Origin of the sequence: Bacteroides sp. 1001136B_160425_E2 (genome assembly GCF_015559655.1) — a bacterium.
GTDB classification, from domain to species: Bacteria; Bacteroidota; Bacteroidia; order Bacteroidales; family Bacteroidaceae; genus Bacteroides; species Bacteroides luhongzhouii.
This window is the reverse complement of the sequence record NZ_JADMQH010000010.1, coordinates 132,098-158,493: the sequence shown is the minus strand read 5'-3', so window position 1 is coordinate 158,493 and position 26,396 is coordinate 132,098. Positions and strand designations below refer to the sequence as shown.

The window sequence follows — 26,396 nt, the reverse complement described above, 5'->3', positions numbered from 1 at the left end:
ATGAACGATAAATCATTATCAGAATACGTAAAGATAATGCGTAAAGAACATAACTTGACCCAAGTAGAACTCTCCGAAAAATCAGGAGTTGGGTTGCGCTTTGTGCGCGAACTTGAGCAGGGAAAACAAACTTTGCGTCTTGATAAAGTAAATCAAGTGCTTAGTCTCTTTGGAATGGAAGTGGGGGTTGTACCAATAAGTAAACTCAACAAGCTATGAGACAAGCACACATATACAACCAAGACCAGTTGGCAGGACTGCTTACAGAAGATGAAAATGGCTACACCTTTCAATATGATGCAGCCTACATTAAATCCAGCGATGCCGAACCTGTCAGTCTCACATTGCCAATCTCTGAAAAGCCATATACAAGTCTAATATTATTCCCATTCTTTGACGGTCTCATTCCCGAAGGCTGACTCTTGGATATTGCCGAGAAAAGCTGGAAAATTATAGTCAGCGTAAAGGCTATTATTCGATGCCCCCGGGATATGACATGCTCTCTACGGCACTCCTCATGCCGGAGGACACCGAAGAATTGGCTTTGACACTAAACGGTAAAAGACGCAAAATCAAGCGTTCTGATTTTGAAGTTGCAATGAATGGTTGTAGCTTGGAGAAAAAGATCATGGACAATCTATTTTCTAAATTCATAAAGGTTACCGACAAGTGACTGGAGTTCATAGATATTTCTTTCTTGCCCCAAGAAATGAAACAACAGTACAAGCTGATTATAACAAGGAAGTTAGATTTGTTATAAAAACAGTGCAGGGATGTAAAAAGGAATAATTCATTTATAACATCAATTTTAAAAAGGCACTAATTTTATTGAATTACTTAAGTGATGAAGTGCTGCATTTCAAAAAAGAAACTTAACTTTGCAACCAAGTTTTATAGAAGATACTAAATTAGTAAACTAAAAAGGAAAATCAAATGAAAATTAAGACTTTAATAGCCTATTTCATCTTTACATGTGCAATATCCTCCTGCATACAGGATGAAGCATTAAATTCAGAAGCAGCCATTGATGTTTGTTCAGGCGATGATGTGCAACTGGCAAATATCGATGCAGATTCTAAAGTAATTAATGTATATGTAAATAAAGGAGCCGACCTTTCCAAACAAAAATTAAAATTTACACTTCCACAAGGAGCTACAATTAAAGTAAATACTCCAATAACAGGCGATACTGAATCTACCTATGATTTCAGCGAAGAACCGCACTCCCGTAAATTCACCGTTACATCAGAAGACGGTCAATGGCAGCCTGTTTATACCGTAAATGTGATTTTAGCGGAATTACCTACCCTTTTCAGTTTTGAAGAATTACTGACAACCTCCAGTGAATACGATACATTTTACGAATTTACACCAGCAACCTCGCAAGAAATATCTAAAGTACTACAATGGTCAAGCGGTAATCCAGGTTTTAAATTAACAGGTATGGCTAATTCTAGAATAGATTACCCAACAGTACAAGTTACAAATGGCTTTAAAGGTAAGGCTGTAAAGCTAGAAACCCGTAACACTGGAGATTTTGGTGCAATGGTAAAAATGTATATTGCTGCTGGGAATTTATTTATCGGAACATTCGAAGTAGAAAATGCACTGACAAATCCTAGAAAAGCAACGAACTTTGGTTTTCAATTTTATAAACATCCCATAGCACTCAAAGGACATTATAAATTTAAAGCTGGGGAAGTTTATTCTGTAGAAGGACAGCCACAAACCGGAAAAAGGGATAAATGTGATATTTATGCTGTTATGTATGAGGCAGAGAATAATTCTATCATGCTCAATGGTGATGACGTATTCAACTCTGATAAATTAGTATTATTAGCACGAATAAAACCTGAAGATATCATTGAATCAGAAGATGAATGGAATGAGTTTACTTTATATTTCGAATCAGTAAAAGGACGAGAAATTGACGATACGAAACTACAAAACGGTAAATATAAATTAGGTATTGTACTATCATCCAGCGTAGATGGCGCCTATTTTAGAGGGGCTGTTGGTAGCACTCTATACGTTGATGAGCTAGAACTTATTTGTAAAGAATAAAAAAACTAACACAATGAAAAAATATCAATCAATCAATATCATAGTTGTGCTGCTATTTGTAAGCATATTCACAGCTCAAGCACAGGAAGAAAGAAACCAAGGTATCATCTGGTCTTATTTACATGGATGGGAATATGGTATAAAAGCCGGTTTCAATATTGGTGGAACTTCACCATTACCTCTACCAAAAGAAATCCGTAAAATTGATAGTTATGCACCAGGAATCGCAATTTCAATTGAAGGTAATGCGACGAAGTGGTTCGATCCCAAATGGGGGATGACTGTAGGAGTGCGACTTGAAAATAAGAATATGACCACCGAAGCTACCGTAAAAAATTACGGTATGAAAATTATCAACACCAATGGTGGAGAATTACAAGGATTATGGACAGGAGGAGTAAAGACCAAAGTTAAAAATTCGTATCTGACAATTCCGGTGGTTGCTAACTATAAGATAAGCAAGCGTTGGAAATTGTCTGCAGGTCCATACATATCATACCTCATCGAAGGGGGATTCTCCGGACATGTATACGACGGCCATTTACGTACCCCAGACCAAACTGGTTCACGAGTTGTTTTCTCTGGGGAAAGCATAGCTACCTATGATTTCTCCGAAAATCTCCGAAAATTTCAATGGGGACTACAACTAGGCGGTGAATGGAGAGCATTTAAACATCTAAATGTATACGCTGACTTAACGTGGGGGCTGAATGATATTTTCAAAAAAGATTTTGATACAATCTCATTTGCCATGTATCCTATTTATTTGAACGTGGGATTTGGATATGCATTTTAGCATATTGTTTCATACTAAACGATCCAGAATATTGTGTCAATAGAAAACTACGGGAATTCTTCTCGTAGTTTTTTATTTATGGTAATATCGTAAGCGTTTCCGCGTTTCTATACCACCAAAAAGCGAGTATCTCTCATCAATAAAATAGCCCAATAAGGTTCAAACAGGCGTAAGATGGCTTGTTTTTGTTGCAATAAACCTATATAAATCCGACTTGTATGGCTTAATAATCCCACTTTGACAGCGATAAGTTTATAGCCCACATCTGTGTGACAAACAGCCTGCATACGTGGGCTGTACGGTTTACAGCTGCGGGCTGTACAGCCTACATATGTAGGCTATAAAAAGATTACCGTTTCCAATGGATTATTTAGCTGCCAAATACAGGTTATCATCCTATAAAGTGGATATTATTGTGGCTTCATATGGGTGTTTCCCCTAATACTACACTAAAACGGATGCAGTATGGATATGATAGATACCCGTTTTTTGCGACAAAAATATGATAGATACCTGTTTGAAAAATCATCTATCATACTTATCTTATTGACAGTTAGCTTAATATAAAAATAAATGATAGTATGATAGATATTTTTCCATTATGTAGTATTTGCTGAGTTCAAATTCATTGAAACTTTATATCCGGATGTTATTCTATAGTGAACAAATCCTTTTCTGTATCGTATATTGAATGACATTTTGGGTATGATTGTCATAAACAAACAATAATTCTCCCTCACTACAAAAAAACTCCCCACTGTCCAAAAACAGTAAGGGAAATCTATTTAATATTTATTTGATATATATATACAGGATTTTACAGAAAAACGAGGATATCCTCATAGACACCCTCGTTTATACAATAAACACACATCAAATGTATGCCAACTTATATTATAATAATCTTATTCACATATTACTTCAAATTCATCCACAATCAAAGTACTACCACCAGCACCTTTAAATAAATCACCATCTTTACTTGAAGAGCAAATTATAGCAAATTTATATTTTGCGGTTCGGTCATACTCTTGTAAATATTCAAATTCAATGTTAAAAGGAGTATATTCTTTAATATCCTCAACGATAATATTAGCAACAGCAACTCTTAATTCCGAAGTGTTCACATCGTGACCTGTCAATACAATCTCTTTACCATCCTCACCTGTTTGCACTTTATACAATACGGCTTGAATCTGTCCTTTATCTTTAATATCAACCGGTTTTACATCTTCATAATTAGAAGCGTCAAGATAATTAGAACCTGATTCATATTTATAAACACCCTTAAAACGAAGCGGTTTTCCACCTAAACTAACTGTTTCTGCATCAAGACCAAATTTAGTACAACTCAACCTATCACCTTGTAAAGCAGGCATCATATCAAATTTACCAATAAAAATAGAACCGGCAGTAATCTTCGGAACTAATGAATTTGGCTCATTTGGATATTCAAAAGTTATCAGTTTAGCCGCATACGTACCATCCTCTCTAGTTTCCTTTCTCAACAAAGTACCACCTAAAATACCTGCTCCTGCAGCACTTCCTGCCCACAAATCTTTGGGTAACAGTTCATCATTCTTAGTACCTTCCTTCCAATCTTCAAAAGAATATTTCAATACCTTGCGAGTACCTTCCACAAAAGCTGTATAAACTTTCACGGTGCCATCTTCCGCCGTCACAGTATAAGTCACTTTCTTATTATTCGAGAAGTCCTGTGCTACGCCGGAAGCCGGAGTAATAGTTGCTCCTTCAGATATTTCAATAATAGGAGTAAACTTTAAAGATTCTACTTCCTCATTAACAGCAAAAACAATCGTACCAGCTTCTTCATTTATAACTGGTTGTTCTACTACTGCCTCATCGTCAATAATAAAACTTGTTATTTTAGCTTCCGAACTTTCACTACCTGTCAATTTACGACCAACAAAAGTAGCCTTTACATTTTGATTTAAAGGAGCACCAACTTTTACACCTATTTCAATATTAATATTGCTACCTTTCACAGTACCAGAAATACTAACAGGGCAATTACCAAGTGGCTGTACCAAATCTAGATTCTGTTGACCTTCAAAAGCATAACCACCATCTATAGCTTTCACAGTGCAAGGATCAACTTCAATATCACCAACATTTACCAAAAAAGTAAAATTCTTCAATGATAATGCAATTTGGTTAGTTCCCTTATTAGACTGTGAAATTGTAATTTTTTGATTTTCAGTAGTTCCCATTTGATTACCATCCACATTCACAGACAGATTACCAACATAGCCTCCAGCCAATTCTGTATCTATCGGATATTTCACTTCATCGTCATCATCACTACAACTCATGAATATGCTAACAGAACAAACAAGCATAAACAAGTACAATAAACTCTTCTTCATAATTTTCATAATTAATTAATAATCTATTTGATCACAAAAACGAGTACAAAGTAACAGCTTTATAATAATTTACACAAGGTCAATTCTTTGTATTTTATGTCCTATTTTTAAGATCATAAGGCCATATTTCCTGTCTATATAGACTTTTTAAGGTTAATATTCACACTATACAGTACGCTACGGAAGATTTAAGTCATATTTTAATTTAGTTAAAAAGACCAACGGTCAGAAAAAAGAATCTTATCAATTCCAACACATAAAAAACGCCCCTCCTAGTACTTCCAAAATTTGTTTCACATAAAATTATTGCGAGTTCCACTTAAAAAGGCATCAAAACCACACCCTGCTTCTTCTTTCCATCCATCTTGACCATCATCGGTTTCTCAAAGCGGACATGACGAAGATATTTCGTTTCTTCCACCGCAGGTTGCGCATTGAGGAAGTCCTGATTATACACACCATCATTCATAAAGGCATTGATAGTGAAATATCCAACCCCGAACGAAGTCAGATTCTGAAAGAAATGTGTCCCTTGACTGGGATCCACCCGATAATTGGTCAGTCCGGCTTCCACAATCACACGGGCAGCCGAGATATGAGGCCACTTCACAGGAATACCGAGCCATGTATCACTGCTTCCCCAACGTCCTGGACCAACCAATACATAATTCTTTCCTTCATTCAGGAACTGTTGGTTGATCTTTTCTATCTCCCAAGCAATTGCCTGATTGTTGGAGGCACTATAATTATCGGTCTTTACATAGACCACATCATAAATATCATTCATGATACCGTGTCCCAACGAATTATATGAGCGGAGAATCACATCTTCATCCGGTATCTCGTTCAAATCTTCGTCCAGCATTTCTTTACTGTCTACGATAGGACGTATCTGTAACAGATAGAAGGTTCCGGATTTATCATGTTCGCGACTTAACGTTGCTGCAAATTCAATTTCAACCGGACGGCGCATCTCCTGTTCACCATATTTCAAGACCAACTGCAGAATACGAGCCAACGGGAAAACATCATGTTGCAGGATATTGGCAAAAGTAATCACCTTGCGCCCCCCAGGATACAGACCATCTCGGATAATCTGATCGTACGGATCATACGTAGAGGCAATATAACGCAGGGCACCATCGTTTTCCGCCTCTTTGACATGGAGTTTCAGTAAATTGAAACCATCGTCAATAGAAAAATCATGTCCGGCATTTTTTAAATCCAAAGCATAGAAACGGGTCTGGGTCTCTTTCAGAGCGATTTCCATTTCACTGGTTTGCAACACCTGATTGGGATGATAGGGAGAAAAACGAAGGGTCATACCACCGTCTACAATATATTTCCCTAATCCCAAAGCCAGATTAACCGTTCCTTCTTCGGCTTTTTCATCTCCTAAAGGATAATAATTCAGTGAACGAGCCACACCCGACATAGACGGATAATAACGGTCGCCATATTGATTGCCAACTACCTCCTGCAAGATAACAGCCATCTTTTCCTGATCGATCACATTCGAAGTAGCCTGCATATACGCTTTGCTGTCACGGAAATAGACTGATGCATACACCCCTTTGATGGCATCCGAAAGCATGCGCAACATTTCATACCGATCATCCAGATAAGGAATCATGTATGTGTTATAGATTCCCGCAAACGGCTGATAATGAGAATCTTCAAGCAAAGATGAGGAACGGATGGCAATCGGAGATTTCACTACATCGAAGAAAGTAAAGAAGTCCTCCACCAAGCGGTCAGGCAACTTTGCCTTCAGAAAATATTTCAGAATCGTAGCATCATCCGCATCTGACAGCGCAATCTGATACAGATTATTAGTGTCCATAAATTCATCAAACACATCCGTACAAAGCACCACCGTTTTAGGAATAGCAATACGTGCGTTCTCAAACTCTTCAAATTCCGGATGACGCTTTACCATATTATCAATAAACGCCAGTCCACGCCCTTTTCCTCCTAAAGAACCATCCCCGATACGGGCAAAGTTAGAATAACGGTCGAAACGGTCTCGCTTAAACACTGCCACGACTCCCTGGTTCTTCATCTTACGATACTTCACGATGGCCTCAAAGATGATTTTCCGGTGAGCATCCACATCTTGAAGACTATTCCAGGTAATCGGTTTCAAAAACTCGGCTACCGGGAACATGGCACGAGAATAGAACCAACGCGACACGTGATTCCGGCTGATATGATATAAGAAAGACTCCGCAGGCACGGCAAAAAGAATGTTTTGCAATTCTTTCAGATTCCGGACACGGGCTATCTCTTCCCCGGTATCCGGATTCCGGAATATAAAATCACCAAAACCAAAATTATCGGAGACAATACGACGCAAATCAACGTCCATCTTTTTTGAGTTCTTATCAATAAAGCTGGCACCATACTTAGCGGCATAAGACGAATTTTCCGATTCGGACGACTGGATAATCAACGGAACAAACGGATCGTTCTTGCGTATCTCGGCACACAGCTTGATACCTGCCAGACCGTCTTTCTCCCCCCGCTCCACTTTCGGGAAACGGACATCGGTGATTACTCCTAATATATTATTCTGATACTTATGATAAATTTCCATTGCCTCCTGATACGTACGTGCCAGTACAATCTTAGGACGCCCGCGCATACGAAGCGTACGCTGGTGAGCATTCAAGGCTTCAGTAGAGAACTCCTGACTCTGCTTCAACACGAACTTATACAGATTCGGCAAAATAGAAGAATAGAAACGAATGCCATCCTCCACCAAAAGAATCAACTGCACACCGACTTCCTGCACATCGTGTTCCAGGTTCATCTTGTCCTCTATCAATTTGATAATAGACACCAACAGGTCGGTATTGCCTAACCAACAGAACACATATTCAAACGCGCTTAAATCTTCATTGATAATCCGTTTGGTAATACCATGGCTAAAAGGAGTCAGAATGACGATAGGAATATGCTCATATTTCTCTTTGATATGACGACCAATATCAAAACTGTCATTATCTCCTGTGCTCGGCATACAAATCACCAGGTCGAACGACATATTTTCCAACTGCGCCAATGCTTCCTCCTCTGTGGATACCTGCGAGAAACGAGGCGGATAACGCAAAGATAAAGAGGTGTATTCATTGAAAATCTTCTCATCAATGCGCCCGTCATCTTCCAGCATAAAAGCGTCATAAGGGTTGGCGATTAACAACACGTTAAAAATTCGCCTTGTCATCAGGTTGGCGAACTGTGTATCTTTGAAGTAAAGCTGGTTTAATTTATATTTACTAAGCATAAAGTCATTCTCCTTTCTTATTTCAAATCGTCTATTTGCAGAATCACATTTTGCAAAGTTAATTCTTTAAATCTCATTTTCCATCATCTTCTTTATAAAGTTTACTTGTTTATCTCTTATTATTTTGTAGATTTGTAACTTTAAGTTTATTCAAAAAGACTTTTTATTCACATGAAAAAAGTAACTTTATTAATGAGTGGAATCATGGTGATGTCATGCGCTCCCCAACAAAAAAAGCTGGTCTACCCCGAGACGGCAAAGGTAGACACTGTAGATGTGTACTTCGGCACACAAGTTCCCGACCCTTACAGATGGTTGGAAAATGACACCAGTGCAGCCACTACTGCCTGGGTAGAAGCACAAAACAAAGTAACGAATGAGTATCTTAGCCAGATTCCGTTCCGCGAAAACCTGCTGAAACGATTGACGACACTGGCCGATTACGAGAAGATCAGTGCCCCGATCAAAAAACATGGGAAGTATTATTTCAGTAAAAATGACGGTCTGCAGAACCAGAGTGTATTCTATGTGCAGGACTCACTGGACGGCGAACCGCGTGTTTTCCTCGATCCGAACAAGCTCTCGGACGACGGAACAGTGGCACTGACCGGTCTTTATTTCTCAAACGACGGCAAGTACACCGCTTACAGTATTTCACGCAGCGGTTCGGACTGGTCTGAAATTTATGTAATGGATACCGAAAGCGGAAAACTGCTGGAAGACCACATCGAATGGGCCAAGTTTACCGGTGCCGCCTGGCAGGGAGACGGTTTCTATTACAGTGCCTATGATGCGCCGACCAAAGGAAAAGAGTTCTCTAACGTGAATGAAAATCACAAAATCTATTATCACAAAATCGGTGAGCCACAGTCAAAAGATAAACTGATTTATCAGAACCCTGCTTATCCGAAACGTTTCTACACATCAAGCACCAGTGAAGATGAACGGATTCTCTTCCTGACAGAATCCGGCGCCGGAAGAGGTAACAACCTGTTTATACGGGACCTGAAAAAGCCGAATTCACCCTTCATCCAACTGACTACAGACCTCGACTACCAATATTATCCGATTGAAGTTATCGGCGACCAGATTTATATTTATACCAACTACGGCGCATCGAAAAACCGAATTATGGTAGCTGACATCAACCGTCCGAAATTGGAGGACTGGAAAGAGCTCGTACCCGAATCGGAAGCTGTTCTTTCAAATGCGGAAGTGATCGGTGGCAAACTATTCCTTACTTATGACAAAGATGCCTCGAACCACGCATACGTTTACGGTCTCGACGGTAAACAAATTCAGGAAATCCAACTGCCGTCACTCGGTTCCGTAGGCTTTAGCGGCAACAAAGACGACAAAGAATGTTTCTTCGGATTCACTTCATTCACCATACCGGGTGCTACCTACAAATACGACATGGATCAGAACACCTACGAACTATACCGTGCCCCGAAAGTACAATTCAACTCGGATGATTTTGTGACCGAACAAGTATTCTTCGCCAGCAAAGACGGCGTAAAAATTCCGATGTTCCTTACTTATAAGAAAGATTTGAAGAAAGACGGCAAGAACCCTGTATTCCTCTACGGATATGGCGGCTTCGGCATCAGCCTCAACCCGGGCTTCAGCGCCACACGCATTCCATTCCTCGAAAATGGGGGTATCTACGCACAAGTAAACCTGCGCGGTGGTAGTGAATACGGTGAAGATTGGCACGTAGCCGGAACTAAAATGCAGAAACAGAACGTATTCGACGATTTCATCTCTGCCGCCGAATATCTGATCGACCAGAAATATACGAATAAAGATAAAATCGCCATTGTAGGAGGTTCCAACGGTGGTCTGTTGGTAGGTGCCTGCATGACACAGCGTCCTGACCTGTTCCGCGTAGCGATCCCGCAGGTAGGTGTGATGGATATGCTCCGCTATCATAAATTTACTATCGGCTGGAACTGGGCTAGTGATTACGGCACAAGCGAAGACAGCAAAGAGATGTTTGAATACCTCAAAGGCTACTCTCCACTGCACAACCTGAAACCGGGCACGAAATATCCGGCAACACTGGTCACTACTGCCGACCATGACGACCGTGTAGTCCCTGCCCACTCATTCAAGTTTGCCGCTACCCTGCAAGCTGACAACGACGGTACCAATCCGACACTGATCCGTATTGACAGTAAAGCCGGGCATGGCGCAGGCAAACCAATGGCTAAAGTACTGGAAGAACAAGCTGATATTTACGGATTCATCATGTATAATTTAGGAATGAAACCAAAATTCTAAAGCGACACTTCCTATTTATAAACACATAGAAGCCCCGTAACCTGTATTTTACATTACAGGCTGCGGGGCTTTGTGTTTTTCAGCAGAAGAAATTGACATTTTATCATTATTTAATCAAAATATCTGCATTAAAACAAGCAACTTTGAAAAATTTTCCTATATTTGCAGTGAATTAGTTGACATTTTATCAGAATTAACCTTTTAAAATATAGTATCATGAACATCCAGAAAATCATGTCCTCTTTGGAGGCTAAGCATCCCGGTGAATCTGAATATCTTCAAGCAGTGAAGGAAGTTCTTCTTTCTATCGAAGATATATACAATCAACATCCTGAATTTGAAAAAGCTAAAATCATAGAAAGATTGGTAGAACCCGACCGTATCTTCACTTTCCGTGTAACGTGGGTGGATGATAAAGGTGAGGTACAGACCAACCTCGGTTATCGCGTACAATTCAATAATGCGATAGGCCCTTATAAAGGCGGTATCCGTTTTCATGCTTCCGTCAATCTTTCCATTCTGAAATTCCTCGGTTTCGAACAGACATTCAAAAATGCACTGACCACGCTGCCTATGGGTGGTGGAAAAGGGGGTTCCGATTTCTCTCCGCGCGGTAAGAGTGATGCCGAAATCATGCGTTTCTGTCAGGCCTTCATGCTGGAGCTATGGCGTCACCTCGGACCGGATATGGATGTACCTGCCGGTGATATCGGCGTAGGCGGACGTGAAGTGGGCTATATGTTTGGCATGTATAAGAAACTGACTCGCGAATTTACAGGTACATTCACCGGTAAGGGATTAGAATTCGGAGGCTCGTTGATTCGCCCGGAAGCTACCGGTTTCGGTGGTCTGTATTTTGTAAATCAGATGCTACAAGCAAAAGGTATTGACATAAAAGGTAAGACAGTCGCTATCTCTGGCTTCGGCAACGTTGCATGGGGAGCAGCTACCAAAGCTACCGAACTGGGTGCCAAGGTGATTACAATTTCCGGCCCGGACGGATATATCTACGATCCGGATGGTATCAGCGGTGAAAAGATAGACTATATGCTCGAACTTCGTTCTTCGGGTAATGACATTGTTGCACCTTATGCAGAACAATATCCGAATGCTACCTTTGTAGAAGGCAAGCGCCCGTGGGAAGTGAAAGCAGACATCGCGCTTCCTTGTGCTACCCAAAATGAATTAAATGGAGAAGATGCCCAAAATCTCATAAAAAATGACGTACTTTGCGTCGGAGAAATTTCCAACATGGGATGTACCCCCGAAGCAATCGATCTCTTCATCGAACATAAGATAATGTATGCTCCGGGTAAAGCGGTCAACGCAGGCGGTGTTGCCACTTCCGGTCTGGAAATGTCTCAAAACGCAATGCACCTAAGCTGGAGTGCTGCCGAAGTGGACGAAAAGCTCCATGCAATCATGCACGGCATCCATGCACAATGCGTGAAGTACGGCACGGAACCCGACGGATACATTAATTATGTGAAGGGTGCCAACATTGCCGGATTTATGAAAGTAGCTCACGCAATGATGGGACAAGGCGTTATTTAGAAGACTTTGTTTAGTTGTATTTGTATTTGTGGTTTGCGCTGCTCGCCTCCTGTGACAGGACGCGGGTGGCGCTATTTTTTTGAGATTAACATTATTTTCGCTGGAATTAATTATCTTTGTGGCATGATAGGTTAAATAATGGTTTGTGAATTTGTTATATCAGATAAATAACTCACAACTAATAATTTACCATTGATAGTTTTGTAATTAATAATCATGTAATAAATAAAAAATGCTACAACCCGAATTGAAATTTCGCCGTGACAAGATTCGCAGTCTGATGGTGTCACAGGGCATCGACGCCGCACTTATCACTTGTAATGCAAATTTAATTTACACGTATGGCTGTGTAGTCAGTGGCTATCTTTACCTCCCTCTTCATTCGCCTGCACTATTGTTTTTCAAACGCCCTAATAATATCACAGGAGAACATTCGTTCTCGATTCGCAAACCGGAACAAATCCTTGACCTGTTGAAAGAACAAGGATTGCCGATGCCAACCAAACTGATGTTAGAAGGTGACGAGCTCCCTTATACGGAATATTGCCGTCTGGCCAACCTGTTTCCGGAAGTAGAAGTTGTAAATGGCACCCCGTTGATCCGCCAGGCACGCAGCGTGAAAACACCTGTAGAAATTGAGATGTTCCGCCGTTCGGGCATTGCCCACGCCAAGGCATACGAGCAGATTCCAAGCGTATATCGCCCCGGTATGACAGACATCGAATTTTCCATTGAAATAGAGCGCCTGATGCGCTTGCAAGGTTGCCTCGGAATTTTCCGGGTATTCGGACGCAGCATGGAAATATTCATGGGTAGCGTACTGACCGGAGAGAACGCCGGATACCCCTCTCCTTATGATTTTGCTTTAGGTGGACAGGGACTTGATCCTGCTTTGCCGGGAGGAGCGAATAAAACTCCGCTAAAGGAAGGTCAGAGCGTTATGGTGGACTTAGGAGGCAACTTCAACGGCTACATGAACGACATGAGCCGTGTATTCTCAATAGGCAAACTGCCAGAAGAGGCTTACACCGCCCACCAGGTTTGTTTGGATATTCAGGAAAAAATTGCTTCCATTGCCAAACCGGGCATTGCTTGTGAAGTGCTCTATGACACAGCTGCCGAAATAGCCAAAGAAGCCGGATTTGCCGACAAATTCATGGGAACAGGACAACAAGCCAAGTTTATCGGCCACGGTATCGGACTCGAAATTAATGAAGCTCCGGTATTGGCTCCCCGCATGAAACAACCATTAGAATCGGGCATGGTCTTTGCCCTCGAACCGAAAATCGTTATTCCGGGTGTAGGTCCGGTAGGTATTGAAAACTCTTGGGTGGTAACCAACGAAGGAATAGAAAAACTGACGAACTGCAATGAAGAAATCATTGAATTAAGTTGAACAAGTGCGGTTTTAGATTAAAACCAGCTCGTTTCGGTACGCTTATGAACTGTTTCAGCCTATTCTGACAAGGGTATATACTCATTGCAATGAGAAAAAATTCTCATAGTAATGAGTATTTTTTCTCGTTACTATGAGTATTTTTTCTCATAAGGATAAGTACAGTTGAGAATATTTACGGAAGTTTTTTTGATCCACCCTATATCAGCGCACCGGTGTCAGCCCCATCTTCTTAGCCCGCTCCAGCATGAAAGCATGAGCTGCCTCATATTCGTTCGGAATCACTCCATCCAGGATAGCATCCTTTATAGCACTTTTCAGAACACCGACTTCACGACAAGGTTCCAAACCGAAAATCTCCATAATTTCTTCTCCACTCACGGGTGGCTGAAAATTACGGACACGGTCTTTCTCCTCCAAATCCTTCAGTTTTTGTCGAACCAACTGGAAGTTATTCAGGAAACGCTGCTTACGTTCCATATTCTTGGAAGTAATATCCGCTTCACAGAGCATCATCAAGTCATCAATATCATCTCCCGCCTCAAAAAGCAAACGACGTACAGCCGAGTCTGTCACCACATCATCCGCGATAACAATCGGACGCATGTGCAGGCTGACCAGCTTCTGCACGTACTTCATCTTCTCATTCATCGGCAACTTCATCTTGCGGAAGATATTCGGAATCATCTTTTCACCGATAAAGTTATGATTATGGAACGTCCATCCCGCTTTAGGTTCCCAACGTTTCGTGACAGGCTTGGCAATGTCATGCAGCAAAGCAGCCCAGCGTAACCAAAGGTTATCAGTCTTCTTGCTGATATTATCCAGCACTTCCAATGTATGATAAAAATTATCCTTATGCGAACGTCCGTTCCGGGTTTCCACACCCTGCAAGGCAGCAAATTCCGGAAAAATCAACGGCAGCAAACCGCTACGTTCCAAATCAATAAAACCTTTTGAGGGAATCGGAGAAAGAATAATCTTATTCAATTCGTCCGCAATACGTTCACGGGAGATGATTTCAATCCGTTCTTTATTCCGGCAAAGCGATTCAAAAGTATCATCGTCAATGTAAAAGCCCAGCTGCGTAGCAAAACGGATGCAACGCATCATGCGCAAAGGATCATCACTGAAAGTGATATCCGGGTCGAGCGGAGTACGGATTGTCTTTTCCTTCATATCCTCCATGCCTCCGAAGGGATCCACCAGTTCGCCAAAACGTGCTTTATTGAGACATACGGCAAGAGCATTGATCGTGAAATCACGACGGTTCTGATCGTCTTCCAGCGTACCGTCTTCAACAATCGGTTTGCGCGAATCCCGTTGATAAGACTCCTTACGCGCACCTACAAACTCTACTTCCGTACCTCTGTATTTTACTTGTGCTGTTCCGAAATTCTTGAAAACAGAAACATGAGCACCACGTCCCAACCGTTTTCCAAGGGCTTCTGCCATTGCAATTCCACTTCCTACAACTACTACATCTATATCTTTAGAGGGACGTTGCAGAAAAATATCACGAACGTAACCACCTACCACGTAACACTCCATGCCGAGCGCATCAGCCGTTTCGGCTATCTGTCCGAAGATGGGTTCGCTAAAATGCTGCTTCAATTCCTCTTGAGTCAACTCTATCATTCTTTTTAGTTATAAGTTTTGAGGGGACAAAATTACAAAAATAAGGGATATATTTGTATTTTTGCCGCTAATAAAGTGAATGAAGAACAGAACGATGAACAGTGAATGGCAAACGGACACTGCTTATTCATGTAAATAATAAAACTAGTAAATAGAATTTGTGATGAAAAAACTGATTATCCTCTTTTGTGGTACGCTGGCATTAGCTGCCTGCGGAAATGGCCTTGAGAAAAAAGCCAATGAAAAACTGATGGTTGCCAAGGCTGCCTACGAACGTGGCGACTATGAAGAAGCTAAGTTGCAAATTGACAGTATCAAGATTTTGTATCCCAAAGCGTTCGAAGCACGTAAGGCGGGACAGGCACTGATGCTTGATGTTGAAACAAAGGCACAGCAAAAAACACTTGCTTATCTGGACAGCGCCTTTCAAGCAAAAACGAAAGAATTCAACGCCATCAAAGACAAATTCACACTAGAAAAAGATGCCGAATATCAACAAGTAGGCAACTACCTCTGGCCTACACAGACCATTGAGAAAAATATGCACCGTTCGTACCTCCGCTTCCAAGTGAACGAGCAAGGCATCATGAGTATGACCTCTATCTATTGCGGTGCCGGCAATATCCACCACAACAAAGTGAAAGTGATTGCTCCTGACGGCAGTTTTGCCGAAACTCCAAGCTCCAAAGACAGCTACGAAACAACCGATATGAACGAGAAAATAGAAAAAGCTGATTACAAACTGGGAGAAGACGGAAATGTAATCGAATTCCTACATCTCAATAAAGACAAAAATATCCGTGTGGAATATATAGGCGACCGTACCTATAAAACAACGATGAGTCCCACCGACCGGCAAGCCGCAGCAAATGTTTATGAATTAGCGCAAATCCTCTCTGCGATGGAACAGATTAAAAAAGAACAAGAGGAAGCTAATCTGAAAATCGGATTTATCAATAAGAAAAAAGAACGGAAGGCACAGGAGAAAATTACCGACTAATAAAAAGGAAATCCATTTGGCAAAAAGAAAGCTATCCACAGTAACACTCATAACCGTCAAAAGAGAAGCTATTTAGCAGAAAAAGCTATCGGTTAACAATAAAACTGACGGGAATAGTTGTTATTTTTCATAAACGACAACCATTCCCGTCAAATGTATAATGAGTCTCTTTATTCTCTGCGTAGGAGAAAAGGCGTTTCCTGGTATGGAGAAAAGGCGTAGTCTGTCATCATTAAACGGCGTAGCCTGGCAAGCAAAAACGGCGTAGCCTCCACATCCTTATTTTACCCTTCTATTCAATTGATTATTAGCCTTTTCCTGTTTTGATTTTCCGACCCGTTTTCCGGTTGTCTTCTTTTTACCGGCTGCGGACTTTGTCTTTCCGACGAAAGGATTGTTACTTTTTTTGATTGGCATAGACAACACTTATATAAACAGTAGTTATATCTTATTCTTGTTCTTCTTATTCTCCTTCGTAATATTCACCCAAAAACCAGCGAGCCACAAAATCCCAGTTTTCCTGCAACAGCTCTTTTCCGTTCTCAAACGGGAACTGTGCTTCTGACAACAGATCATGTTCCATTCCATATTTCAACAAATCAAACGGGCACAAACCTTCTTCACAAAACAGCTCGTATGCTTCCTCTTCTGCTAGTTCAGCATTGTAAAGCGGGTTGCGTTTGTCAACAAAATATTCGGCCACGTCAGGACCGATCAACAACCCTTTCGGATTGGCGAAAACCACGAAGTTATCAAACGCGTTCAAATCAGGCAACAGAGAATCTTCTTCATCCTCCCACTTCAATGATTGCACAAAGAAAAATTTCAGCGCATCGTAAGAGTCGAAGTATAAAAGCGGTTCACCTTTGCTTGCTTCAAGGAAACGTTCTACGTTGGCAGGCATTTTTTCTCCCGGCAAAGCTACCGGCAGAGGCATTCGCTTCTTTTGCATCAGTTCCGTTTCCATCAGCCAGTCCGTTGCAAGATAATCACTGATAGGAGCCAATTCAAACGCAGCATCCAAACGGTTGTATAGCGCATCTGCAAACTCCAGCAAATCTGCGTCCATCGGGTTCTCCACTCCGTCAAAATCATCACCAACCGGTGAATTGATTGCCCACAAAAGGAAAACAACATCTTCACGGTTGATTTCATCCGGCAGATATTCGTCCGTCAAAGCGTAGAAAGGCAGGTAACGTCCGTAGTTTTCCTGATGCCAGTGAATAAATTGACGCCAATTTCCTCCGTCTGCCACACAGTCTTCCAAGTATAAAGCACATGTCAAAGCCACTCGTTTCTGGTCTTCTTCCATGTCTTTCCCACCATATATATACGATTCAGTCACCAATGGCAACAGCTGATTAGCGAAATCCAGATACCACTCATCCGTATCCACCGCCTTTACACGACCGTGAGCATCCAGCCATGCCTTCATATAAATTTTCTGTTGTTTCATACTACAAACGTTTCAAAGCCAGTTTGATAACCTTTTCTACCGGAGCATCCGGCTCTTCCTTCAAGATAGCCAACACCACCTTCTGCGAAGGCGCGGCAGCGAAACCAAGCATTGTCAATGCAGACACTGCCTCTTCCTGCACTTCCGCATTGGCAGGTTGCAGCAACAAACCTGCGGAAGCACCTCCACCGGCAGCAGACATTCCCATTGTTTTTATCTTATCTTTCAGATCGACAATCACCCGTTGTGCAGTCTTCAGCCCGATACCTTTCACCGTTTTCAGCAGATTCGCGTTTTCGGTACTGATTACGTTCACCAGTTCGGCAGGTGAGAGCGCCGAGAGAATCATACGTGCCGTATTCCCCCCGATTCCGGAAACGGAAATCAATAACAGGAAAATCTCCCGTTCCTGTTTCTCGGCAAATCCGTAAAGCACATACGCGTCTTCCCGAATCGCCTCGTAAATATATAGCTTACAGTTTTTCTTTCCCTGAATAGCCGAATAGGTATTCAAGGATATATTGGCGGCATATCCCACCCCGTTACAGTCAATCACTGCGGTTGCCGGACTCAGTTCGGCAAGTTCGCCTCTAATATATTCTATCATAACAGGGACAAAGATAAAACAATTTCACCACAGAGGACACAGAGGCCACAGAGTTTTTTCGATGTAATACATCACACCCTGATTTGCTTTCATGCGGACCGGTATTGCCTGCTAGTGAAAAAAAATAAAATATTAAAGCGAATGAACCAAAGTTAGTAGTAAATTGTTTACTTTTGCAAGCAAAAGAAAGAAATTTGTTCATTAAAACCAAGAAAAGAATGAAAAAAGTAAGAGCTGCCATCGTTGGTTATGGTAACATTGGGCATTATGTACTAGAAGCGCTTCAGGCGGCACCTGATTTCGAAATAGCCGGAGTCGTTCGTCGTGCAGGAGCAGAGAACAAACCGGAAGAGTTGGCAAACTATGCAGTAGTAAAGGACATAAAAGAGTTGGGGGATGTAGACGTAGCTATTCTTTGCACGCCAACCCGCAGCGTTGAGAAATATGCAAAAGAATATCTGGCAATGGGAATTAATACGGTAGACAGTTTCGATATCCACACTGGTATCGTAGACTTACGCCGCACACTGGATGCTGCCGCCAAAGAACATAAAGCCGTATCGATCATCTCTGCCGGATGGGATCCGGGAAGCGACTCTATCGTACGCACCCTGCTGGAAGCGATTGCTCCGAAAGGAATCACTTACACCAACTTCGGTCCGGGTATGAGCATGGGACACACAGTAGCCGTAAAAGCTATCGACGGGGTGAAAGCCGCTCTTTCCATGACTATTCCTACCGGCACAGGAATCCACCGCCGCATGGTATACATCGAACTGAAAGACGGATATAAATTCGAAGAGGTAGCGGCTGCCATCAAAGCAGATCCTTACTTCGTGAATGATGAAACGCACGTGAAACTCGTTCCGAGCGTAGACGCTCTATTGGATATGGGTCATGGTGTGAATCTCACCCGCAAAGGTGTATCCGGCAAAACACAGAATCAGTTGTTCGAATTTAATATGCGTATTAACAACCCCGCACTGACAGCACAAGTGCTGGTATGCGTGGCACGTGCTTCGATGAAGCAACAACCGGGATGCTACACAATGGTAGAAGTTCCTGTTATCGACCTTCTCCCCGGCGACCGTGAAGAATGGATCGGACATTTGGTATAATATATTTTATACATAAAATAAAAATTGAATAGAGAAAGGTGATGCACTTTTCTCTATTTTTTATCTTTATGAACATACTACAAAAATTTCTTGATTTCCGCAAGCAAGTAGCCGGGCAATACAGTGGAAAAATCATTCTAAAAAAAGAATAAGGGGGGAAATGCTTTACGGAAAATAAAGTATCTTTGCGACTCAATATTTTTGTGGCTTAACAATTCAAAAAAAGGAACATTGAAGAACAAACGATACAATAATATAGAAGAATGGGCAAATACCCTTAGTCATGGAATAGGCATTCTGCTTGGAATCGTGGCCGGATATTTGTTATTGAAAAAGGCTTCCGAAAATGTAGAGCCGCAGTGGGCAGTTGCTTGTGTATCTGTCTACTTGGCGGGGATGCTTTCTTCTTATGTCAGTTCTACGTGGTATCACGGCAGCCGTCCGGGAAAGCTGAAAGAGCTGCTCCGTAAATTCGATCATGGAGCTATCTATTTGCACATTGCCGGAACCTACACTCCTTTTACCCTGCTCGTTCTGCGGCATGCCGGCGGATGGGGATGGGGAATTTTTACTTTCGTCTGGCTGTCGGCTATCGTCGGTTTCATTCTTAGCTTCAAAAAACTGAAAGAACATAGTAATCTCGAAACTGCTTGTTACGTAGGTATGGGCGCCTGTATATTAGTAGCCATGAAACCTTTGTTAGATCATCTGGCAGAGTTGGGAGCCACTACCGCTTTCTGGTGGCTGATTGGCGGAGGAGTTTCGTATATCGTGGGAGCTGTTTTTTATTCGTTGCGCAAACCATACATGCATGCCACTTTCCACTTGTTTTGTCTGGGAGGCAGCATCGGACATATCATTGCCATCTGGCTGATTCTATAAGGAATAGTAGGGACAAAAAAAAGGCTATCTATCCCAGACAGCCAATCTTTGTTAACCTTAAATCTAATACTATGAAAAACACAGTACAAAGATACGGACTTTTCGGTTATCTCCAAATTTCCGGGGCCAAGCTGCCTAACTTATAACACGGTTTAATAAAAAGCAGAGGTTCGTTAACGTTTAACGCAACAAAGTTAAAAATTAACGAATCGTTTATCAACTATTTAAATGATTGAATGGCCGTCGAAGAGACTTTTCCCATCTGAAATTGAAACGAACATACAAACAGATTCGCCGATTCGTTATATATAGAGAAACTTAAAACTATTACCGATGTCATAGAGAGCGGTCTTTTCATAGGTTACGATGTCGAAGTTATCGTGGCAGAATAAAAGAACGTAAACCGGGAAATTCATTAAAAATTCGGGTAGAATATTACCCCCCATCTCAAAATTAATGAGAAACAGAGACGACTAAATAAATAAGAACTGATAAGGAAAGTTTCAATAAAAGAAACCGAAAGAATGGGTATATTTGCGAAAAATGAAACAAAATCACTGAAAAACAATAAGATAGAAGAGGAAAGTACGAAAAAACAGGAAGAAAAAAAATCAATAAGTCTTAGCAGAACTTGGTACATTTGCGATTGTAAACTTACCATCAATATCAGTGATAGTACCAAGGGTAGTGCCATTCACCAATATTGAAGCACCTACGACAGGTTGTCCATCTTCTTCAGAAGTAACCAAACCGGTAACTCTGGATGTCTGCGCTGTCACCAGACCTATACCTATAAAAAGGAAGGTCATTAAGAACATCAATTTTCTTTTCATAAATTCTCTCTTAAATTTAACCTATAAACAGATTTTTTCTCTCTAACAGGTTGCAAAGATAACACTAATTACGACAGATTAAAAAAAGCGTTACGTTTTTAACTAAAAAATATCATTCTGTAAGCAATAAGCCACCTAAAAATAACAAGTTCAAATATTACATTTCCAAATTAGCTTATTTTAAAAGAAAAGCTCTATCATAAAGATATCGCAAAAAGCCGCCTTTCCAAGAAAAAAAGAACATTATTTCCTCCAAAACGGTATCTTTTTATCATTTTATATCTCCAAGAATACTAAATAACTATTAACAATGATGAAAACTGAAGCGTTCATGTACCAAGTTCTGCTAAAACTTTGCGCATTTCTTATGTAGGAATGATTTCGCAGGACGTTTCCATCAAACCGGGAGTAATAAAAGTCGTATTAAAAAGTGACGCGAAGGCACTGGATGAGGTTGTAGTGACAGCTATGGGTATCTCGCGTGAAAAGAAGGCACTGGGTTACGCCGTTCAGGACGTAAAATCAGATCAGTTGACGCAAGCTGCCAACTCCAATCTGGCAGGAGCGCTGCAAGGTAAAGTATCCGGTTTGGACGTTAAGCCTTCAAGTGGTATGCCAGGAGCTTCTTCACAGATTACCATTCGTGGTGCACGTTCTTTCTCGGGTGACAACACTCCGCTTTACGTTATTGACGGAATGCCGGTAACCAGTACGCCGGACGTTAGCACAGATATACAGAACAATGGTAGTGTGAGCGGGGCAGACTTCGCCAACCGTGCGGTAGATATCGACCCTAATGATATTGAAAGTATCAACATCCTAAAAGGACAAGCAGCTTCTGCACTTTATGGTATCCGTGCTTCCAATGGTGTGATTATCATCACAACCAAAAGTGGTAAAGGACTGGAAAAAGGCAAACCGCAGGTTAGCTTCTCTTCTAATGTCAGCTTCGATGTAGTCGGCCGTCTGCCGGAGTTTCAGAAAACATACGCACAAGGTTCGGGTGGAAAATTCAGTGCCACATCAGGAACCTCTTGGGGACCCAAGATTTCCGAACTTCCCAACGACGCAACATACGGTGGTAACACGGACAACAAATACACTCAACAGTATGGTAAGCAACAAGGAAAATATTATGTTCCTCAACGTGCATCAGCCGGTCTTGACCCATGGGTCACTCCACAAGCATACGACAATGCCAAAGATTTTTTTGATACAGGAATCACTTGGAGCAACTCACTGAATGTTGCACAGATGCTCGAAAAAAGCTCCTACTCTATCTCATTGGGAAATACACATCAGGACGGTATTATCTCAAGCACCGGTATGGACAGATATAATGTAAAAGTTAGTGCCGACACCAAACTGACCAACAACTGGAGTTCCGGATTTACAGCCAATTATATCACTACTTCTATCGACAAGGCAGTGACTTCCGGTAACGGTCTGTTGAGAACGGTTTACGCAGCTCCTCCCAGCTATGATCTTGCCGGGATTCCAAGCCATGTAGACGGTAACCAATACACACAGAACTCTTTCCGTGGTAGCTTTGACAACGCTTATTGGGCGATGGAAAACAACAAATTCACAGAAGATACTAACCGTTTCTTCGGAAATGTATACGCAAGCTATCAGACTGATTTCGGTACAACTAACCACAAGTTGAACGCAAAATACATGGTCGGCGTGGATGCTTACACCACTCACTATGTAGACAGCTACGGATACGGTAGTAACACGGGTGGCGGTCGCGGACAAATCGAAAACTACGGTTGGACGAACGCTACATACAACTCTTTGCTGACCATCAACTACGACTGGCACATCAATGAGGACTGGGGACTGAACGCCGTATTGGGTAACGAAATTATCCAAAGCAACAGAAAGAAGTATTATGAATATGGTACGAACTACAACTTCCCGGGATGGAACCACATCAACAATGCCACTACTCAACAGACAGAGGAAGAGACGTGGAAAAACCGCACGGTGGGATTCTTCGGTAACGTATCGGCTTCTTACAAAAATATGCTTTATCTGACCCTCACCGGACGTCAGGACTACGTATCTAATATGCCACGCAACAACCGCTCGTTCTTCTATCCTTCTATTTCAGCAGGTTTTATCCTGACGGAACTGGATGCATTGAAAAACAATGTTGTTAATCACGCTAAATTGAGAGTATCTTATGCGGAAGTAGGACAAGCAGGAAATTTCCTCGAAAACTACTACTCAACTCCGACATACGGAGGTGGTTTCTATATGCTGACTCCAATCATGTATCCTATGAAAGGTACTACCGCCTATACTCCGTACTACACGATTTTTGACCCGAAACTGAAACCACAGAACACACGTTCGTATGAAGTGGGTACTGACATAAACTTCCTCGATAACTTAATCACATTCAGCTATACATACTCACGTCAGAATGTGAAAGACCAGATTTTTGAAGTGCCTTTGGCTTCTTCTACCGGTGCTAGCAAGCTGCTCACCAACGGCGGTAAGATTCATACCAATACGCATGAATTCACTCTCGGCTTCAACCCCATCCGTACGAAGAATATCAACTGGGATTTTGCATTCAACTGGACCAAAATCGACAACTACGTAGATGAACTGGCACCGGGAGTAGAAAATATCTCTCTGGGTGGTTATGTTACTCCACAGGTACGCGCTTCAGCAGGTGAAAAATTCCCTGTAATCTATGGTGTAGGTTACAAGAGAGATGAAAACGGCAATCGCCTGGTGGACGAAAACGGTCTTCCTATCGCTGGTGAAGCACAGGTAATCGGTAAAGTTTCTCCGGACTTCCTGATGGGATTCAACACCACATTACGCTTATGGAAGTGTACAATCAGTGCAGTACTCGACTGGAAACAGGGTGGTCAGATGTACAGTAGAACAACCGGACTTGCAGACTACTACGGTGTCAGCAAGAGAACGGAAAACCGCGAAGGTACCATCATCTTCGACGGATACAAAACCGATGGAACTAAAAATGATATCGCCATCACTGGTGCAAACGCACAACAGGTATATTACAGCCGTCTGAACGATATCGACGAATCTTCAGTATATGACAACTCTTTCATCAAACTGCGTGAAGTGGCTGTCAACTACAAAATTCTTCAAAAACGTTCAATGGAACTTTCTGTAAACGCATTTGCCAGAAATATCCTAATCTGGGCTCAATTGCCTGACCTCGATCCGGAAGCCAGTCAGGGTAACAACAACATGGCAGGAGCATTTGAAGATTATTCAATGCCGCAGACAGCTAGTTTCGGCTTTGGTTTCAACATTAAATTTTAATCTGCAAGACAATGAAAAAATATAAATCAATAGGAAAATTGCTGGCAGTTTCTTTCTTGACTGCTGCCATTGCTTCTGCTTGTACGGAAGATGCAATGGATAAAATCAATGAAAACCCTAACAATCCGTTGGATGCACCCGCTAAGTTTTTGATAACAGACTTAGGTGTAAACACTGGATTTAGCACTGTGGGAGGAGATTTTTCACTCTATTCCTCTGTTTACATGGAACATGAAACTGGTATATCAAACCAGCTTTACCGTGCGGAAGCACGTAGCGGAGAGCCTACAACGGCTACTACTTACAATAACGCATGGATCAACGTCTACGCAAATATCAAGAACGCTAAAATCGTTATCAAAAAGTGCGAAGAAGATCCCTCGGAAAAAGGAAATGTAGTGACGGAAGCGATTGCTAAAATCTTGCTCGCCTACAACGGAGCAGTGGCAGCCGATGTGTTCGGAAACACACCGTACAGCCAGACTGGTATCCTCAATCCGGACGGCACACCAATGTATATGCAGCCTAAAATAGATACGCAGGAAAGCATTTACCAAGAAGTGATGCAGAATCTGGATGATGCTATCACTCTACTGAATAACGGTACTGCCAAAGATACAGGGTTATCCGGCGCAGTCGGTTCTAAAGATTTGATCTATGGCTCAAACACCAGTACACAAGCAAGTATGTGGCTCAAAACGGCCTATGCGTTAAAAGCACGTTATACAATGCGTTTGCTCAATAAAAGTGCCAACAAGACAACAGATCTTCAGAATATTCTCACTTATGTGAGCAAATCATTTGCTAATGCAAGTGAAGAATGTAAACTGGCTATTTATGATGCTGACTCACAGCTAAATCCGCTTTGGGCCTTTAGCTACAGCCGTAACAGTTTGGCAGCTAGCGCAAGTCTGATTGAAAAATTTGTTGAACGCAATGACCCTAGAGCACCGCAGGCGTTTCTGGAACCCGACCCCAGCGGAAACTTCCCTGCCGGCTATGCAAGTGGTACGCAAGCTACAGACATCGCAAGTATCAAAGCGGCTCCTAACGGAACCCCGCAAGAGTTGCAGAACAATTATGGTATGTCAATGATATCATGGGCAATGTCGGCTCCTACCCTTTTAATCAGTTATCACGAAGTGAAATTCCTCGAAGCAGAAGCATTATGCCGCTTAGGAGGCAGACTGGACGAAGCTAAGACTGCTTTAAAGGATGCAATCACTGCCGGATTCAAGAATCTGGAAAACTCAATTATAGATGCCGTTGATACTTGGGTAGCAGATGGTGACAGTGATTTGGGTGCAGATGTGGCAGAAGCCTATTTCACGGACGAAGTAGAACCGTTATTCGATGCCAACCCTTTGCAAGAAACAATGATACAGAAATACCTCGCTTTCTTCGGTGCATCCGGCGAATCACTGGAAGCCTATAACGACTACCGTCGTTTGAAAGGTGCAGGAGAAAATTTCATTGTACTGAAAAACCCGTTGAACAACAATAAGTTCCCATTGCGCTTCGGTTATGGAGCAGACGACGTATTGGCAAATCCTGAAGTGAAAGCAGCTTTCGGTGATGGCCAGTATGTATATAGCGAAGCTGTCTGGTGGGCTGGCGGAAACAAATAATGAACTTAAAATCTCTCAAAGGAGAGACTTTACATGGAGTCGTCTCTGTACTCTAACAAATTAACAGAGGCGAACAAAAATAGGCCAACCGTGAGGTTCGCCTATTTTATTTTATCCAATTTCATCAGATGAATGTTCCATACCATTTTTCTACCC

Annotated in this window: 16 protein-coding genes and 4 pseudogenes; 14 read left to right on the top strand and 6 right to left on the bottom strand. The window is 41.9% G+C overall.

Features of this window, described 5'->3' with window-relative positions; all coding sequences use genetic code 11:
* From I2I04_RS11895 to I2I04_RS11875, 5 genes and pseudogenes are all read left to right on the top strand, one after another.
* Nucleotides 1-219 carry a helix-turn-helix transcriptional regulator gene (locus I2I04_RS11895; protein ID WP_195655098.1) on the top strand — a complete coding sequence of 73 codons (219 nt, stop codon included), beginning with the start codon at nt 1-3 and terminating at the stop codon, nt 217-219.
* A pseudogene (locus I2I04_RS11890) lies at nt 216-416 on the top strand (HipA N-terminal domain-containing protein); the annotation flags it as partial. The gene I2I04_RS11895 and the pseudogene I2I04_RS11890, both read left to right, overlap by 4 nt.
* Before the next feature lie 35 nt (nt 417-451).
* Nucleotides 452-760, top strand: a pseudogene (locus I2I04_RS23515) (HipA domain-containing protein); the annotation flags it as partial.
* 173 nt (nt 761-933) lie between these two features.
* On the top strand, nt 934-2,064 hold the full coding sequence (locus I2I04_RS11880; protein WP_195655097.1) for a PCMD domain-containing protein: 1,131 nt from the start codon (nt 934-936) through the stop codon (nt 2,062-2,064).
* Between the two features lie 13 nt (nt 2,065-2,077).
* Entirely contained in the window at nt 2,078-2,860 is a 783-nt protein-coding gene (locus tag I2I04_RS11875) for a porin family protein (RefSeq protein ID WP_195655096.1), read from the top strand.
* A 905-nt stretch (nt 2,861-3,765) separates the two neighbouring features.
* Here I2I04_RS11875 and I2I04_RS11870 read toward each other — a convergent pair.
* Complete coding sequence (locus tag I2I04_RS11870; RefSeq protein WP_128859321.1) at nt 3,766-5,247, bottom strand: PCMD domain-containing protein; 1,482 nt, start codon at nt 5,245-5,247, stop codon at nt 3,766-3,768.
* 319 nt (nt 5,248-5,566) lie between these two features.
* Entirely contained in the window at nt 5,567-8,533 is a 2,967-nt protein-coding gene (locus tag I2I04_RS11865; protein ID WP_195655095.1) for a PEP/pyruvate-binding domain-containing protein, read from the bottom strand.
* 171 nt (nt 8,534-8,704) lie between these two features.
* Between I2I04_RS11865 and I2I04_RS11860 the strand changes: the two genes are divergently transcribed.
* From I2I04_RS11860 to I2I04_RS11850, 3 genes are all read left to right on the top strand, one after another.
* Nucleotides 8,705-10,816: a prolyl oligopeptidase family serine peptidase gene (locus I2I04_RS11860; protein WP_195655094.1), complete on the top strand. Its 2,112-nt coding sequence runs from the start codon at nt 8,705-8,707 to the stop codon at nt 10,814-10,816.
* Nucleotides 10,817-11,032: 216 nt separating this feature from the next.
* Nucleotides 11,033-12,370 (top strand): NADP-specific glutamate dehydrogenase, encoded by a 1,338-nt coding sequence (gdhA, locus tag I2I04_RS11855; RefSeq protein ID WP_008024724.1) that lies wholly within the window; start codon nt 11,033-11,035, stop codon nt 12,368-12,370.
* A gap of 232 nt (nt 12,371-12,602) precedes the next feature.
* Entirely contained in the window at nt 12,603-13,766 is a 1,164-nt protein-coding gene (locus tag I2I04_RS11850) for a M24 family metallopeptidase (RefSeq protein WP_195655093.1), read from the top strand.
* A gap of 204 nt (nt 13,767-13,970) precedes the next feature.
* On the opposite strand, the gene I2I04_RS11845 is transcribed toward I2I04_RS11850, so the two are convergent.
* A complete protein-coding gene (locus I2I04_RS11845; RefSeq protein WP_008024730.1) occupies nt 13,971-15,404 on the bottom strand; it encodes a CCA tRNA nucleotidyltransferase in 1,434 nt (477 codons plus the stop codon).
* 163 nt (nt 15,405-15,567) lie between these two features.
* Between I2I04_RS11845 and I2I04_RS11840 the strand changes: the two genes are divergently transcribed.
* Nucleotides 15,568-16,404 (top strand): hypothetical protein, encoded by an 837-nt coding sequence (locus I2I04_RS11840; protein ID WP_143257910.1) that lies wholly within the window; start codon nt 15,568-15,570, stop codon nt 16,402-16,404.
* 463 nt (nt 16,405-16,867) lie between these two features.
* On the opposite strand, the gene I2I04_RS11835 is transcribed toward I2I04_RS11840, so the two are convergent.
* Both I2I04_RS11835 and ruvA read right to left on the bottom strand, forming a co-directional pair.
* Complete coding sequence (locus I2I04_RS11835; RefSeq protein ID WP_195655092.1) at nt 16,868-17,860, bottom strand: DUF3843 family protein; 993 nt, start codon at nt 17,858-17,860, stop codon at nt 16,868-16,870.
* A gap of 1 nt (nt 17,861) precedes the next feature.
* Entirely contained in the window at nt 17,862-18,467 is a 606-nt protein-coding gene (ruvA, locus tag I2I04_RS11830) for a Holliday junction branch migration protein RuvA (RefSeq protein WP_143257908.1), read from the bottom strand.
* A 218-nt stretch (nt 18,468-18,685) separates the two neighbouring features.
* Here ruvA and I2I04_RS11825 point away from each other — a divergent pair, with 218 nt between their 5' ends.
* The 3 genes and pseudogenes from I2I04_RS11825 to I2I04_RS23235 form a co-directional block, all read left to right on the top strand.
* Nucleotides 18,686-19,585 carry a diaminopimelate dehydrogenase gene (locus I2I04_RS11825; protein WP_143257907.1) on the top strand — a complete coding sequence of 300 codons (900 nt, stop codon included), beginning with the start codon at nt 18,686-18,688 and terminating at the stop codon, nt 19,583-19,585.
* Between the two features lie 231 nt (nt 19,586-19,816).
* On the top strand, nt 19,817-20,467 hold the full coding sequence (gene trhA / locus I2I04_RS11820; protein ID WP_195655091.1) for a PAQR family membrane homeostasis protein TrhA: 651 nt from the start codon (nt 19,817-19,819) through the stop codon (nt 20,465-20,467).
* Between the two features lie 296 nt (nt 20,468-20,763).
* Nucleotides 20,764-20,859 (top strand): annotated as a pseudogene (locus tag I2I04_RS23235) (ribose 5-phosphate isomerase A); the annotation flags it as partial.
* Nucleotides 20,860-21,078: 219 nt separating this feature from the next.
* Here the strand turns inward: I2I04_RS23235 and I2I04_RS11815 are convergent.
* A complete protein-coding gene (locus I2I04_RS11815; RefSeq protein ID WP_143257904.1) occupies nt 21,079-21,300 on the bottom strand; it encodes a carboxypeptidase-like regulatory domain-containing protein in 222 nt (73 codons plus the stop codon).
* Between the two features lie 330 nt (nt 21,301-21,630).
* On the opposite strand from I2I04_RS11815, the pseudogene I2I04_RS11810 reads away from it, so the two are divergent.
* A pseudogene (locus I2I04_RS11810) lies at nt 21,631-24,612 on the top strand (SusC/RagA family TonB-linked outer membrane protein); the annotation flags it as partial.
* An 11-nt stretch (nt 24,613-24,623) separates the two neighbouring features.
* On the top strand, nt 24,624-26,240 hold the full coding sequence (locus tag I2I04_RS11805; protein WP_195655089.1) for a SusD/RagB family nutrient-binding outer membrane lipoprotein: 1,617 nt from the start codon (nt 24,624-24,626) through the stop codon (nt 26,238-26,240).
* Nucleotides 26,241-26,396 lie beyond the last annotated feature (156 nt).

Coding starts and splice junctions, on each gene's coding strand:
- gdhA (WP_008024724.1), top strand. CDS start 11,033: ATGAACATCCAGAAAATCATGTCCTCTTTGGAGGCTAAGCATCCCGGT.
- I2I04_RS11825 (WP_143257907.1), top strand. CDS start 18,686: ATGAAAAAAGTAAGAGCTGCCATCGTTGGTTATGGTAACATTGGGCAT.
- I2I04_RS11840 (WP_143257910.1), top strand. CDS start 15,568: ATGAAAAAACTGATTATCCTCTTTTGTGGTACGCTGGCATTAGCTGCC.
- I2I04_RS11870 (WP_128859321.1), bottom strand. CDS start 5,247: ATGAAGAAGAGTTTATTGTACTTGTTTATGCTTGTTTGTTCTGTTAGC.
- I2I04_RS11865 (WP_195655095.1), bottom strand. CDS start 8,533: ATGCTTAGTAAATATAAATTAAACCAGCTTTACTTCAAAGATACACAG.
- I2I04_RS11815 (WP_143257904.1), bottom strand. CDS start 21,300: ATGAAAAGAAAATTGATGTTCTTAATGACCTTCCTTTTTATAGGTATA.
- ruvA (WP_143257908.1), bottom strand. CDS start 18,467: ATGATAGAATATATTAGAGGCGAACTTGCCGAACTGAGTCCGGCAACC.
- I2I04_RS11875 (WP_195655096.1), top strand. CDS start 2,078: ATGAAAAAATATCAATCAATCAATATCATAGTTGTGCTGCTATTTGTA.
- I2I04_RS11845 (WP_008024730.1), bottom strand. CDS start 15,404: ATGATAGAGTTGACTCAAGAGGAATTGAAGCAGCATTTTAGCGAACCC.
- I2I04_RS11850 (WP_195655093.1), top strand. CDS start 12,603: ATGCTACAACCCGAATTGAAATTTCGCCGTGACAAGATTCGCAGTCTG.
- I2I04_RS11880 (WP_195655097.1), top strand. CDS start 934: ATGAAAATTAAGACTTTAATAGCCTATTTCATCTTTACATGTGCAATA.
- I2I04_RS11860 (WP_195655094.1), top strand. CDS start 8,705: ATGAAAAAAGTAACTTTATTAATGAGTGGAATCATGGTGATGTCATGC.
- I2I04_RS11835 (WP_195655092.1), bottom strand. CDS start 17,860: ATGAAACAACAGAAAATTTATATGAAGGCATGGCTGGATGCTCACGGT.
- I2I04_RS11895 (WP_195655098.1), top strand. CDS start 1: ATGAACGATAAATCATTATCAGAATACGTAAAGATAATGCGTAAAGAA.
- I2I04_RS11805 (WP_195655089.1), top strand. CDS start 24,624: ATGAAAAAATATAAATCAATAGGAAAATTGCTGGCAGTTTCTTTCTTG.